A 14,097-nucleotide genomic window follows, 5' to 3' on the forward strand; every position below is an offset into this window, starting at 1 on the left:
CACAGCATTTTGCGCACGGTTCTGTGGACAAAATACCTGGTTACCCAGGCCGTGCCGGCACGTTAACCGTGCTGCATCCGATGCAAGTGTGTCGCTGTCGCCGGCCTCCTCACCCGGTCACGTTTCGTCGTTCCTCCTCCACGCGCTGCGGCTTCGGGGCCGCACCTGCATTCGTATGCGGTCGCCCGGTTACAGGTGCGGCACGGCCTGATGGAGGCCGCATGTGAGAGGAGAATTCCCATGCCAAACTGGTGCTCAAATCGTATGCATTTTTCTGGTGAACCGGCAAAGATTGCTGAGATTAAACGACTGGCCAGCGGTGCAGTCACACCGTTTTATCGCCGCGCCACAAATGAAGGTATTCAGCTGTTTCTGGCCGGAAGTGCCGGACTTCTGCAGACCACTGAAGATGTGCGGTTTGAACCATGCCCCGGACTGACGGCTGCCGGGCGTGGCGTTGTATCGCCGGAGAATATCGCGTTTACCCGCTGGCTGACATACCTGCAGGACGGTGTACTGCTGGATGAGCAAAACTGCCTGATGCTGCATGAACTCTGGCTGCAGAGCGGTACTGGCCAGCGTCGCTGGGAAGGATTACCGGATGAGGTCAGAGAAACCATCACCGTGCATTTCACCGCCAAAAGAGGTGACTGGTGTGGCTTCTGGAGTAACGAGGATGTATCGGTGTGGTGGAACCGTCTGTGTGACAATGTACTGCCGGAAAAAACCATGCCGTTTGACCTGCTGACGGTTCTGCCCACCCGCCTGGATGTTGAAGTGAATGGCTTTAACGGTGGTGTTCTGAACGGTGTTCCTTCTGCGTATCACTGGTATACGGAACAGTATGGCGTGAAGTGGCCTGTGGGGTATGAGGTGAATATCAGCAGTCAGGGAGACAACTTCATTCAGGTGGATTTCGACACGCCGTGGTGTCAGCCGGAAAGCGACGTTGTTGCAGAATTAAGCCGCCGTTTCGGCTGCACGCTGGAGCACTGGTACGCCGAACAGGGCTGCAATTTCTGTGGCTGGCAGTTGTATGAGCGCGGAGAGCTTGTTGATGTGCTGTGGGGGGAACTGGAATGGTCTTCCCCGACAGATGACGATGAGCTGCCGGAAGTCACCGGACCTGCGTGGATAGTCGACAAGGTGGCGCATTATGGCGGATGAAGTATGACGGAGACGGGCGGGCAACCGCCCGTTTCTTTTCCGGTAAAGGATGTCGCCGGGCTCCTCTTTTTACTGCGCCGGCTGACGCGGCGCGGCATAAACGCTGCCTGTGGTCAGTGTCCCGCGTCCGGCGGGCACGGGACGGGCGCTTTTACCGCTCCCGGCTGGCGTCGGTGACAGTGTACGCCAGCCCGTCGCCCTTTTCTGATGAACGCCCTTCAAGCCGCTTTCGCGAATGAAAGGGACATCTTATTCGGTCTTTACGCTGGGGAGTTACTTTGGAAGACTGCGTCAACACGATGATAAGCGTACAAAGCCATTGTTAAGGGATCCTCTATGACTGTTGTTACTGTCGGTATTGATTTAGCTAAAAATGTGTTCGCTGTGCATGGCGTTAATGCTGCAGGAAAAGCTGTTTTAGTTAAGCCTCTTGTGCGTCGGGCTAAATTGCTTGAATTGATTGCAACACTTCCAGCATGTCTGATTGGAATTGAAGCATGTACAGGTGCACATTTCTGGGCAAGAGAGTTCCAGAAAATGGGGCATACAGTTCGAATTATGGCGCCGCAACTGGTTTCTCCATACCGTATGGGTGGCCGTCATGGGAAAAATGATGCTGCAGATGCCGCTGCCATTTGTGAAGCTGTTACCCGTCCTAATATGCGGTTTGTTCCCATAAAATCAGTTGAGCAGCAAGGGCAGTTATTTGTACACAGAGCTCATCAGGGATATGTCAGTGAGAGAACAGCATTGATTAATCGCATCCGGGGATTGCTCAGTGAGTTAGGTATTGTTCTCCCGCAGGCGTTTAAAGCGTTTTTATCCGGGGTGGCTCAGGTCCTTGAGGATTTGCCCGGTTACTGTAATCAGGTTATTGGTGATCTTCTTAATGAGCTTTATCACATAGAAGAAAAGATTAAAAACAGTGAAAAACTCATTCAGCAACTTGCCAGAGATAACTCAGCAGCACAACTACTAATGCAATTCAGGGGGATAGGCCCGATGACTGCAACAGCAATCGTTGCCAGCATAGGTAATGGTCATGATTTCAAGAACGGACGTCAGTTTAGTGCCTGGCTGGGGCTAACACCAAGACAACAAAGTTCCGGGGGGAAAGCACGGTTAGGGAGAATAACTAAAGCCGGCGACAGCTATCTCAGAACACTTCTTGTTTTGGGGGCGAGATCTGTATTGTTGGGAGCAGCTAAAAATGATGATCCGGTCAGTCGATGGGCCCTGCAGTTAAAAGAAAGGCGAGGATATGGACGAGCGCTTGTTGCGATAGCAGCAAAAAATGCACGTATGTGCTGGGCAATGTTGCACCTGAGAGATGAATTCAGATTTCCTGCCTAGTCTACTGATTATTAATGAGTTTATGAAATTGATTTCTTTCCTTGCATGACGACTGCACGATGATGATTTAAAAGGTTTGGACCTGCGCCATGGTTTACTCGAGATATGCAAGAGGCTGCCATGTTTATGTGGATATCTGTTTCGCGGATGGAGTCTATGGCGTGCGTCTTTCGTCAGGGTTCGTTGCTAACAACAGCACGTTAATAACCGTTTATAGGCTCGCTGTCCGTAACCTTTTACTCTGACTGTGCAAGTTGTGTGCAGAAATCAATCTCATGATAGATAAAAGAATTATTCCACTGTTGCACCTGGAGTGTTCGGTGCTCGCTTTGCTGCGCTCCGCCTCAATCCAGTTGCAACAGCGTTTAATTAAAAGCATTAAGGCTTGTGTCATTGCGTACTTGAGCTATGCAGGAGATTTTTATTGGTTCTCTGTTTCGCGGATGAAGTCTCTGACATGAGCCTTTCTCTCATAAAAATCGTTCTATTTCATATTGATACATTAATTTCATCATCATCGTTGACTCTACAACAGATGTCCTTATAGGCATATCCTCGCCGTCAGAAAGACGACGGCTGCGGTATTCCACGGTCGGCCTGACCCGTTACCGGACGCGGTGAACAGCCCACAGGCAGCGGGGAACGGACGCCACAGGGGCGCCCTCCCGGTGCCCTCTGTAAGAGAAGGAGTGCTGTTATGTCCCGTTTTGTCCTCGGTAACTGCATCGATGTTATGGCGCGTATCCCTGATAACGCCATTGATTTCATGTCGGGTAGCAGCTGCACATTACTGTGCAGCCGCCCCCTAAGAACCGTACGTGCCAGTTTCCCGGCATACGGCTCAAGCCTTTCAATAACTCCACATTAGAGCCGGCTTCATAACAGATATTCCCTGATGTTTTGCAGTGTGATGACATGCCGGATGTAACATGGCCAGATTACCTATGTTATCCAGTCCCCCTTCGGATTTCGGCACAATGTGTCGAAGTTGCCAGCCTGTTGTGGCGTTCACTGGCAGATGGCAGACGGGGCACTGGCCTCCCTGTCGGAGCCACAGATTTCTTAGGCGAGAGTAACCCTGTATGGATTCCAGCATCGTAGCTTTTAGCCGTGCTTCAAAGTACGATTCGTAGCTGGGATCAAAAGGGTTAGCAGTGCTTTTTATTTGTCTGTGTCTTTTGACTGGCATATCCGAGATTTCATATAGCGCCAGTAACTCACGTTTGCCTGATGGCAGGATCTTCCCTGTTTCTGTGCCGAATACCCAGTGTCGGAAGTTAACTGAACGAAAGTATTTCTTTCTTATCCAGCCTGTACCTTTCTTTGGGTGTCGTCGACATGCCCAGCGCCATAGTGCTTTCCATATTTCATGACTGACTTTCTGAAAGATCTTTTTTGAAACAACATGACGATAGTATCTGGCCCAGCCTTTGAGGACTGGGTTGAGATGCCATATCAGTGTGCTCTGGCTGACTGTCGGATTGTCTTTTATCGTCTGGCGGACCCTTTTCAGGAATTCCTTTACCTTTTGGGGTGAAGGTTTAATCAACAGTTTCCCGTTATATTTACGGATGTTCATACCCAGAAAGTCGAATCCATCACTGATGTGTGTGATTCGTGTCTTTTCTGGTGAGAGGGTAAGCCCTCTTTCTGCCAGAAAGTTTTCTAACAAGGGAAGAACCTTTTCTGACAGCGTGTCGTGGCTTATCCCCGTGATCACAAAATCATCCGCATAACGGATTATGTTGATCTTTTCTGGATTCAGTCCGCCTCGATAGAAGGTTTTCTTCAACAGAGGCTGCAGACCATCCAGAACCATGTTTGCCAGCGTTGGAGATATTATTCCGCCCTGTGGAGTTCCTGCACTGGTTGGGTATAATTTCCCCAAATCAATATATCCGGCTTTCAACCATCGTTTCAGGATCGCCGTATCCGTTGGAATATTGGCGATTAGCCATTCATGTGAAATCTCATCAAAACAACTGCGAATGTCGGCTTCCAGAATCCATTGTGCCCGATCAGCCCTGTGCAACGTTGTGAAACATTGCTCAATGGCATCGGCTGTTGAGCGACAGGGCCTGAACCCAAACGAATTTGGGTCAGCCGTTGTTTCTGCAACAGGTTCCAGCGCCATCAGATAGAGTGCCTGCATGGCTCTGTCTTTCATTGTCGGGATCCCCAATGGTCGCTTTTTGCCGTTAGATTTTGGGATATATATACGCCGTAGCGGAAGAGGTTTGTAACCCCTTCTTTTCAGTGTGTATATAGCCTTCATCTTGCTGCCGGGTTTTGACCATGTTTTTCCATCAACACCCGGCGTTCTCTTCCCTCTGTTATCTGTCACTCGTTTAACTGCCATTGCTCTGGCGCTGAACGAGTGGGTGAGTAGCCATTGCAAGGCTTTTACCTTGCCCGCTTTCTCCTCCTGTATTGCCTTCACGATACGCGCCTGCAGCCTTCTGACCTCGCGACGGCACCCGGCCCAGTTGATATTGTGCCAGTGAGTCACGATGTCGGTGGGTGCACCCGCGTTTATGTTTTTCGCAGTCATCTGCTTACCCTCCTTCAAAGGTATTCAGTAAGCGTAAACTGACCGCCGTATGTAGCCATCAGACGAGAATTGGTAACTTAGACGCCCATCTGATATAGACGGACATCTAAGTATGGAATTACAGGACTGGCGAAAAGAACCTCGTAAAAACTATTCGAATGAATTCAAACTTCGTATGGTGGAACTGGCATCACAACCTGGAGCTTGTGTTGCACAGATTGCACGTGAAAATGGCGTCAATGATAATGTTATTTTCAAATGGCTCAGGCTCTGGCAGAACGAAGGGCGTGTTTCGCGGCGTCTTCCGGTAACGACCTCTTCTGACACTGGCGTTGAATTATTACCTGTAGAAATAACGCCGGATGAGCAGAAAGAACCTGTGGCGGCCATTGCGCCGTCTTTATCCACTTCCACTCAGACCAGAGTCAGTGCCAGTTCCTGCAAGGTGGAATTCCGTCACGGTAACATGACGCTGGAAAATCCATCGCCAGAGCTGCTCACGGTGTTGATCCGTGAACTGACCGGGAGGGGAAGATGATCTCACTCCCATCAGGTACCCGTATCTGGCTCGTTGCCGGCGTTACCGATATGCGTAAATCCTTCAACGGACTGGGAGAACAGGTACAACATGTGCTGAATGATAATCCCTTCTCCGGTCACCTGTTTATCTTCCGTGGCCGACGGGGTGACACCGTTAAAATTCTTTGGGCTGATGCTGATGGTCTGTGCCTGTTCACCAAACGCCTGGAGGAAGGCCAGTTTATCTGGCCTGCGGTACGTGACGGCAAGGTATCCATTACCCGCTCGCAACTGGCAATGCTCCTCGATAAGCTGGACTGGCGTCAGCCAAAAACATCCCGCCTTAACGCACTGACAATGTTGTAAAAAACGCCTGGCCGCATTATAAAAACGGCCATGAGTCAGAAATACCTCATTCGCATTGCAGAACTGGAAAGCCAGCTCCGTCAGAAAGACCAGCAACTGAGTCTGGTTGAAGAGACGGAGGCCTTCCTGCGCTCTGCACTGGCACGTGCCGAAGAAAAGATCGAAGAAGATGAACGGGAAATAGAACATCTGCGGGCTCAGATAGAAAAACTGCGCCGGATGCTGTTCGGTACCCGTTCTGAAAAACTGCGTCGTGAAGTTGAACTGGCTGAGGCTCTGCTGAAACAACGTGAACAGGACAGCGATCGTTACAGTGGGCGGGAAGACGATCCTCAGGTTCCCCGCCAGTTGCGACAGTCGCGCCATCGTCGTCCGTTACCGGCACACCTTCCCCGTGAAATACACCGCCTGGAGCCAGAAGAAAGCTGTTGCCCGGAGTGTGGCGGTGAGCTGGATTATCTGGGGGAAGTCAGCGCTGAACAGCTGGAACTGGTGAGCAGTGCCCTGAAAGTGATCCGCACAGAACGGGTAAAAAAAGCCTGTACAAAATGTGACTGTATTGTTGAAGCACCGGCGCCGTCCCGCCCGATAGAGCGTGGTATCGCGGGCCCCGGATTACTTGCCCGCGTGTTAACGGGAAAATACTGCGAACATCTGCCACTGTATCGTCAGAGTGAAATCTTTGCCCGCCAGGGTGTCGAACTGAGCCGGGCCTTACTCTCCAACTGGGTTGACGCGTGCTGCCAGTTAATGACACCGGTGAATGATGCCCTGTACCGTTATGTAATGAATACCCGCAAGGTTCACACTGATGACACACCGGTAAAGGTACTGGCACCGGGTCAGAAAAAGGCGAAAACAGGGCGTATCTGGACGTATGTCCGGGATGATCGCAATGTGGGTTCGTCATCTCCTCCAGCGGTCTGGTTCGCGTACTCGCCGAACCGGCAGGGAAAACACCCGGAGCAACACCTTCGCCCCTTCCGGGGTATCCTGCAGGCGGATGCGTTCACAGGTTACGACAGGTTGTTCAGTGCAGAACGTGAAGGTGGTGCACTGACAGAAGTTGCGTGCTGGGCCCATGCCCGGCGAAAAATCCACGATGTATACATCAGCAGCAAAAGTGCGACGGCAGAAGAAGCCCTGAAGCGAATCAGTGAACTGTACGCCATCGAGGATGAAATACGGGGATTACCAGAGTCAGAGCGTCTTGCAGCCAGGCAGCAGCGAAGCAAAGCGTTACTGACGTCGCTGCATGAATGGATGGTGGAGAAGAATGGCACGCTGTCGAAAAAATCCAGACTGGGCGAAGCGTTCAGCTATGTACTGAATCAGTGGGACGCCCTCTGTTATTACAGTGATGATGGTTTGGCAGAAGCGGACAATAACACAGCGGAAAGAGCGCTTCGTGCAGTCTGTCTCGGAAAGAAAAATTACGTGTTCTTCGGTAGCGATCACGGCGGCGAGCGTGGAGCACTGCTGTACGGGCTGATCGGCACCTGCCGTCTGAACGGTATCGATCCGGAAGCGTATCTGCGCCATATTCTGAGCGTACTGCCGGAATGGCCCTCCAACCGTGTTGACGAACTCCTGCCATGGAACGTAGTACTCACCAATAAATAAGCGTCAATACGGTGCTCCGTTGACGCTTACTCCCTAAAAGAGTATTTTTACCACCTGTGCTGTACTGCCGGGGTACCAGACCGGTTGAAGCAGCAAACTCCCGACTGCAGCTATATTGTTTACCGTCTCCCAGCTGTGATGACAGTACGCTGGCGGTTATCGGACCAATACCGGGTATTGTCTGAAGACGTTGTCCTGTCTCATCACGACTCAGTTCCTGCTCCAGTGCGATTTCAAGCTCGGTGCTCTGTCCGACAAGATAAATATAATGGGCATGTAAGCGCATCAGTAACTGCGCCAGATAGGGAGGAAGTTCGTTCTCTGCAAGTACTGTTGAAAGTCGTTTTACTACTGCGACTCCTGTCGGCATACTGATGCCAAATTCCAGCAAAAAAGCATGCATCTGATTGGTCGTTTTGACTTTATCACTGACCAATGATTCCCTGACCCGGTGAAGCGCCCGCATAGCCTGCTGAGCTTCTGTTCGTGGTTGCACAAATCGCATGGAGGGACGAGATGCCGCTTCGCATATGGCTTCTGCATCGACAAAATCGTTCTTGTTGCTCTTAACAAAAGGGTGAACGAACTGCGGAGAAATCAATTTTGCTTCATGACCTAAATCAGCAATCCGGCGAGCCATAAAATGAGCTCCGGCGCAGGCTTCCATCACAACGGTAGACGAGGCACAGCCTGCCAGAAACTCAATAAGTTTGGTACGGGTAAACTTTTTTACGCAGCAATACCTTGCCTGACTTATCTTGGCAGTGAATGTGAAAGGAATGCTTGCCAAGATCTATACCAATAAGCGTAATGTTTTGCATGATGGTCTTCTTCATGAAAGAAAAACACTCAACTAGGGTACAGCTCACAGGGTGGTGGGGACCATCTCATTAACCATGGAAGTTGAGAGCCTCAAAGAAGCGGTGGAGTACGCGCAATCGCGAAAATGGATAGCGCATGTGCCCTTGTTACCTTCGGACAAGGAATAGCCCCGGTAAGCCGTGTTCTGGGCGTGTCGCGTGCGCAGTTAACATTACGGATGAAGGCCTATGATAACAAGCCAGATAAACGGCGTCAGAGGCACGATGAGGCTGCGGATGCAGAAGTCTTATCGCGCATCCTGGATATCATTGGCGATATGCCAGCATAGGGGTATCGCCGTGTCTGGGCGATACTCAGGCGGCAGTCCCGAAATGAAGGACTACCATTCGTGAATGCAAAGCGTGTTTACCGGATAATGAGCGAAAATAGACTGTTGTTACATGACAAACCATCACGACGGCAGCGGGAACATAAAGGCCGAATATCGGTGAAGGAAAGCGACCAGCGTTGGTGTTCCGATGGCTTTGAGTTCGGTTGCGATGATGGAGAAAAACTGCGTGTTACGTTCGTCCTGGACTGTTGCGATCGTGAAGCCATAGACTGGGCCGCAAGCACGGGAGGTTACGATAAAGCGACAGTGCAGGATGTGATGTTAGGAACGATAGAAAAACGCTTTGGCGATAAAGTACCGGAACAGTCCATCCAGTAGCTGACAGATACGCTGTTCAGCGTACAGAGCGCATGAAACAGGGCAGTTCGCCAGAGAGCTGAATCTGAAGCCCTGCACAACGGCAATCAGCAGCCCTCAGAGTAATGGAATGGCTGAAAGGTTCGTGAAAACGATGAAGGAAGACTACATCGCGTTCATGCCGAAACCGAATGTAAGAACGGCATTGCATAATCTTGCAGTGGCGATCGAACATTACAATGAAAACCATCCGCACAGTGCGTTGGGTTATCGCTCTCCGCGAGAATATCGACGTCAGCGGGTAACGTTAACTTAAGATACAATCCCTGTCTGGAGATAAGGAGGCAAGAACAATATCAGTAATATTTTACACAAAAAACAAATTGCAAATAATTAAAAAAACATTGGCAATACAAAGTTATCTGTTGTGTGTTTTTTTTGTTATTTAATGCATAACTCGGCAGGTTGATTTATTTCTCAATTATTGTTTTAATATTAGTAATACCCCTAAGTCATTAATATAAAACAGAACACAAGTGTTTTTATGTTGCAACTACCAACGTTTATTATTTGGGGAGGCAGTGATTGTGATAAATATCACAATCACTGTTGCATTTAGTGTTGACAAATTACAAACAACATAAATATTGTTCATTTCAGGCTACAAATGTTGCTAATGTGGCCTTCCTTGGATGGTTATTCCGGAGTTATTTACAATGAATAAAATATATTCTCTAAAATATTGTCATATTACCAATACCATAAAAGTGGTTTCAGAACTGGCACGAAGAGTATGTAAGGGAAGTACTCGCAGAGGCAGGAGACTCTCTGCTATTTCCTCTTTGACACTGGCTGCATTATTTCCTCCTATTAGTATAGCATCAGTAGTCAGTGGAAACATTCCCTATCAGACATATCGCGACTTTGCGGAAAATAAAGGGGAGTTTCAGGCAGGAAACATGAGTATTATAATAAAAGACAAAAATGGCAACATATCCGGAATATTGAGTTCAGTTTCAATGCCTGACTTCAGTGCTACTGATACGAGTGGTATTGCCACGCTTGTCAACCCTCAATATCTCTCTGGTGTCAGGCACAATGGTGGATATACAGGGGTCAGGTTTGGAAATGGTGAAAATCTCTATAAACTGGTCAGCAGAAACAATGCATCTGATATGGATATTCATACCCCACGACTGGATAAGCTGGTTACGGAAGTGGCACCTATAGATGCGGCGACTACTGATGCTTCATTCAACAAAAGCAACCAGTATGCTGCCTTCTACCGCTTGGGTTCTGGCTCTCAGATGATAAAAGATACTAACGGAAAAAACATAAGTGTCAGCGGAGCCTATCAATATTTGACAGGAGGAACTGTTTCCGGTCTCAGCTATTATGGCTGGTTTGGCGGGTCCCTTATGGCCACCACTGCAGACCTTGCCTCTGCTCAGGGACTTCTTCCGACGCATACTCTGGGAGGAGATAGTGGCTCCCCATTATATGCATATGATAAATTGCAGGGTAAATGGGTATTGATAGCTAATCTGTCTTCTGGTTCAGGAAAAAATGCTTTATGGTCTGTGGTTTCAGCCAGCAAAATTCAGAATATAATGGACTCTTATTTTGATGGTCTGGTGAGTTACGACAGCGCTTCTCATGAGAACATTATCTGGTCGTTTGATGCTAAAGAAGGCGTAGGAAGTCTGTCTCAGGGAAATCATTCCCATACAATGCACGGGCAAAAAGGCTCTGACCTGAATGCAGGTAAAGACCTTTCATTCAGCGGGCATGGCGGCGTTATAGATATCCGGAATAGTGTGGCTCAGGGCGCCGGCTCCCTGACATTCCATGATGACTACACTGTAACCACCTCAAACGGAAGTACCTGGACCGGCGCCGGTATTATTGTGGATAAGGATGCCTCCGTAAACTGGCAGGTTAATGGTGTAAAAGGCGACAATCTGCATAAAATCGGCGAGGGAACCCTGGTTGTACAGGGGACCGGTGTTAATGAGGGCGGCCTGAAAGTCGGGGATGGTACCGTTGTCCTGAATCAGCAGGCAGACAGCTCAGGACAGGTTCAGGCATTCAGTAGTGTGAATATTGCCAGTGGCCGCCCGACAGTCGTGTTGGCAGATAACCGGCAGGTTAATCCGGACAATATTTCCTGGGGATACCGGGGCGGTGTTCTGGATGTTAACGGTAATGACCTGACATTTCATAAACTGAATGCGGCTGATTACGGCGCCGTGCTGGGTAACAGCAGTGATAAAATGGCCAGTATCACGCTGGATTATCAGATGCATCCGGCAGACGTGAAAATTAACGAATGGTCATCATCCAAAAAAGGTACTGCAGGGGCATTATATGTTTATAACAACCCTTACACACATACCGTCGATTATTTTATCCTGAAGACAAACGACTATGGCTGGTTCCCGACCGGACAGGTCAGTAATGAACACTGGGAATATATCGGTCATGACCAGAGCAGCGCACAGACGTTGCTTGCAGACAGAACTAACAGCAAAGGATATCTGTATCACGGCAGGTTGCTGGGAAATATTAATGTTTCAAATAAAGTACTCCCGGATACAACAGGAGCGCTGGTTCTGGATGGTTCTGCAAACATTCGGGGCTCTTTCAGCCAGGAAAATGGCCGTCTGACCATTCAGGGACACCCGGTTATCCATGCATCAACCTCTCAGAGTGTTGCAAATACAGTCGCGTCCCAGGGCGACAATTCCGTTCTGACACAGCCCACCTCATTCACTCAGGATGACTGGGAGAACAGAACGTTCAGTTTTGGTTCACTGGTATTAAAGGATACGGACTTTGGTCTGGGACGCAATGCCACACTGAACACACACATCCTGGCTGATAACTCCAGTGTCACGCTGGGCGACAGTCGGGTATTTATCGACAAAAACGACGGTAAGGGAACAGCCTTCACCCTGGAAGAAGGAACATCTGTTGCCGTTAAAGATAGCGATAAAAGTGTTTTCAACGGCACCGTCAGCCTGGACAACAAGTCAGTACTGAATATTAATGAGAAATTCAGCGGCGGAATACAGGCTAATCACAGTACGGTAAATATTTCCTCTGCTGATGCCGTGCTGGAAAACTCAACACTGACCGATACCGCGCTGAACCTGAACAAAGGTGCACGGGCACTGCTCAGCCAGAGCTTTATTTCTGACGGTCCTGTGAATATTTCAGATGCCACTCTGAGTCTGAACAGTCATCCTGGTGAAATATCCCACACACTTTTACCCGTTTACAGTAGTGCGGGGTCATGGAACCTGAAGGGCGATAATGCCCGCCTGAACGTGGGGCCTTTCAGTATGCTGTCAGGTAATATCACCGTTCAGGATAAAGGCTCCGTCACCATCGGAGGCGAAGGAGAGCTGAGTCCTGAACTGACGTTACAGGATAAAATGTTTTACAGTCTGTTCAACGACTACCGGAACACCTGGGACGGGAGTCTGCACGCACCTGATGCCAGTGTCAGCATGGCAGACACCCGGTGGTCAATGAACGGAGACTCCACGGCAGGACACCTGAAACTTAACCGGACGATAATCGGTTTTAACGGAGGAACGTCGCCGTTTACGACACTGACGACGGATAATCTGGATGCGGTTCAGTCTGCATTTGTTATGCGTACTGACCTTAATAAGGCAGATAATCTGGTGATAAACAAATCTGCGACGGGTCATGACAACAGCATCTGGGTTAACTTCCTGAAAAAACCGTCCGATAAGGACACGCTTGATATCCCACTGGTCAGCGCACCAGAAACGGCAGCTGATAATCTGTTCAGGGCATCAACACGGGTTGTGGGATTCAGTAATGTCACCCCAACCCTCAGTGTCAGAAAAGGTGACGGGAAAAAAGAGTGGGTCCTCGATGGTTATCAGGTTGCACGCAATGACGGTCAGAGCAAGGCTGCTGCCACCTTCATGCATATCAGCTATAACAACTTTATCACTGAAGTTAACAACCTGAACAAACGCATGGGGGATTTGCGGGACATCAACGGCGAAGCCGGTACCTGGGTTCGCCTGCTGAATGGTTCCGGCTCTGCCGATGGCGGTTTCAGTGACCACTACACCCTGCTGCAGATGGGGGCAGACCGTAAACATGAGCTGGGGAGTATGGATCTGTTTACCGGTGTGATGGCCACCTACACTGATACTGATGCGTCAGCGGGTCTGTACAGTGGTAAAACAAAATCATGGGGCGGTGGACTCTATGCCAGTGGCCTGTTCCCGTCCGGGGCCTACTTTGATTTGATTGCCAAGTATATTCACAATGAAAACAAATATGATCTGAACTTTGCAGGTGCGGGTAAGCAGAACTTCCGTACACATTCGCTGTATGCAGGTGCAGAGGTCGGATACCGTTATCATCTGACAGACACGACGTTTGTGGAGCCCCAGGCTGAACTTGTCTGGGGAAGAGTGCAGGGCCAGACATTTAACTGGAACGACAGTGGAATGGATGTTTCAATGCGTCGCGACGGTGTCAATCCTCTGGTGGGAAGAACGGGGGTTGTCTCCGGAAAAACCTTCAGTGGTAAGGACTGGAGTCTGACAGCCCGGGCAGGCCTGCATTATGAATTCGATCTGACGGACAGTGCTGACGTTCATCTGAAGGATGCGGCCGGAGAACACCTGATTAATGGCCGAAAAGATGGTCGTATGCTGTATGGTGTGGGGGTAAATGCCCGGTTTGGCGACAATATTCGTCTTGGTCTGGAAACTGAACGCTCTGCGTTTGGTAAATACAACACAGATAATGCGATAAACGCCAATATTCGTTATTCGTTCTGAAACTAACAGATATGGGGACGGCCATATGCCGTCCCCCGGACTGATGACGAATTCATGTTTTTTGCACGAGTGATCTTACCACTGCAATAGTGGACACGCAGCTAAGAGAGTAAACTTTCAGTCAGAGGTGTGAACCGCCCCGGTTTTCCTGGAGACTAAACGACCTGAGAAGG

The 14,097-nt window shown here is 49.5% G+C and carries 8 protein-coding genes and 4 pseudogenes; 10 read left to right on the top strand and 2 right to left on the bottom strand.

All coding sequences use genetic code 11. From position 1 onward, the window contains the following. Positions 1-240 precede the first annotated feature (240 nt). The 5 genes and pseudogenes from PS053_RS22885 to PS053_RS22905 form a co-directional block, all read left to right on the top strand. Entirely contained in the window at positions 241-1,167 is a 927-nt protein-coding gene (locus PS053_RS22885; RefSeq protein ID WP_476397317.1) for a DUF1281 domain-containing protein, read from the top strand. Continuing rightward, positions 1,164-1,406 (top strand): hypothetical protein, encoded by a 243-nt coding sequence (locus PS053_RS22890; RefSeq protein WP_001503439.1) that lies wholly within the window; start codon positions 1,164-1,166, stop codon positions 1,404-1,406. The genes PS053_RS22885 and PS053_RS22890 overlap by 4 nt, the downstream gene beginning before the upstream one ends. Positions 1,407-1,503: 97 nt before the next feature. After that, on the top strand, positions 1,504-2,520 hold the full coding sequence (locus PS053_RS22895) for an IS110-like element ISShdy1 family transposase (RefSeq protein ID WP_000219394.1): 1,017 nt from the start codon (positions 1,504-1,506) through the stop codon (positions 2,518-2,520). 546 nt (positions 2,521-3,066) lie between these two features. Beyond that, a pseudogene (locus PS053_RS22900) lies at positions 3,067-3,141 on the top strand (hypothetical protein); the annotation flags it as partial. Positions 3,142-3,217: 76 nt separating this feature from the next. After that, positions 3,218-3,289 (top strand): annotated as a pseudogene (locus PS053_RS22905) (hypothetical protein); the annotation flags it as partial. Positions 3,290-3,370: 81 nt separating this feature from the next. Here PS053_RS22905 and ltrA read toward each other — a convergent pair. Further along, on the bottom strand, positions 3,371-5,071 hold the full coding sequence (gene ltrA, locus PS053_RS22910) for a group II intron reverse transcriptase/maturase (RefSeq protein WP_021579017.1): 1,701 nt from the start codon (positions 5,069-5,071) through the stop codon (positions 3,371-3,373). Between the two features lie 112 nt (positions 5,072-5,183). On the opposite strand from ltrA, the gene tnpA reads away from it, so the two are divergent. From tnpA to tnpC, 3 genes are read left to right on the top strand one after another with little or no spacing between them, the layout of a single operon-like run. After that, a complete protein-coding gene (tnpA, locus tag PS053_RS22915) occupies positions 5,184-5,609 on the top strand; it encodes an IS66-like element accessory protein TnpA (protein WP_000422741.1) in 426 nt (141 codons plus the stop codon). Further along, a complete protein-coding gene (tnpB, locus tag PS053_RS22920) occupies positions 5,606-5,956 on the top strand; it encodes an IS66 family insertion sequence element accessory protein TnpB (RefSeq protein ID WP_000624718.1) in 351 nt (116 codons plus the stop codon). Before tnpA ends, tnpB begins: the two co-directional genes overlap by 4 nt. A 30-nt stretch (positions 5,957-5,986) precedes the next feature. After that, positions 5,987-7,579, top strand: a complete 1,593-nt coding sequence (gene tnpC / locus PS053_RS22925; protein ID WP_048237919.1) for an IS66 family transposase — start codon at positions 5,987-5,989, stop codon at positions 7,577-7,579. Positions 7,580-7,601: 22 nt separating this feature from the next. Here the strand turns inward: tnpC and PS053_RS22930 are convergent. Further along, positions 7,602-8,400, bottom strand: a pseudogene (locus PS053_RS22930) (IS110 family RNA-guided transposase); the annotation flags it as partial. A gap of 72 nt (positions 8,401-8,472) precedes the next feature. On the opposite strand from PS053_RS22930, the pseudogene PS053_RS22935 reads away from it, so the two are divergent. Together PS053_RS22935 and PS053_RS22940 are read left to right on the top strand one after the other, a co-directional pair. Beyond that, positions 8,473-9,405 (top strand): annotated as a pseudogene (locus PS053_RS22935) (IS3 family transposase); the annotation flags it as partial. A 400-nt stretch (positions 9,406-9,805) separates the two neighbouring features. After that, positions 9,806-13,924, top strand: a complete 4,119-nt coding sequence (locus tag PS053_RS22940; protein ID WP_256878399.1) for a S6 family peptidase — start codon at positions 9,806-9,808, stop codon at positions 13,922-13,924. The last annotated feature ends 173 nt before the right edge of the window (positions 13,925-14,097 follow it).

This window comes from Escherichia albertii (assembly GCF_028622335.1).
GTDB classification, from domain to species: Bacteria; Pseudomonadota; Gammaproteobacteria; order Enterobacterales; family Enterobacteriaceae; genus Escherichia; species Escherichia albertii.